The sequence below is a fragment of the Micromonospora sp. ALFpr18c genome, from assembly GCF_008868155.1.
Taxonomy (GTDB): Bacteria; Actinomycetota; Actinomycetes; order Mycobacteriales; family Micromonosporaceae; genus Micromonospora.
Genome location: NZ_WBKR01000512.1, coordinates 1 through 423, shown reverse-complemented (window position 1 = coordinate 423; position 423 = coordinate 1). Strand labels below are relative to the sequence as shown.

Below are 423 nucleotides of genomic sequence, written 5' to 3'. Positions count from 1 at the left end.
CGGCGTCGTCGGTGGGGAAGTGCCCACGATTCTTGATCACTTTGCGGATCTGGTAGTTGAAGCTTTCGATGGCGTTGGTGGTGTAGATGATCCGGCGGACCTCGGGCGGGAACGCGAGGAACGGGGTCAGGGCATTCGCAAGGTCGAGCTTTGACCGTTTAGTTACTTTTGGGGTAGTCACGCCGGTTCGGGCCGGTACGTGGAAGAGCGCGGTCTTCTGGTGATCATTCAGGTGTCTAGTACGGCAGCCGCCATTAGCAGTCTGACCTGCTGGGATGTGGTGGGGGCGGCGTCCAACATGGACGCAGCCGCCCGTTGATCATGTGTTTGTGAAGACAACAAGATCGAAGGCGGCTGCTGCTGCCAGCATAGAGGCTGCCCGGGCGGCCCGGACCGCGGGTGAGTTGCTGGGACGGCTGCGGT

At 61.2% G+C, this 423-nt stretch carries 1 protein-coding gene; it reads right to left on the bottom strand.

Features of this window, described 5'->3' with window-relative positions; all coding sequences use genetic code 11:
- A partial coding sequence (locus F8271_RS33700) for a transposase (protein ID WP_370462015.1) occupies positions 1-277 on the bottom strand: 277 nt, incomplete at its 3' end.
- Positions 278-423 lie beyond the last annotated feature (146 nt).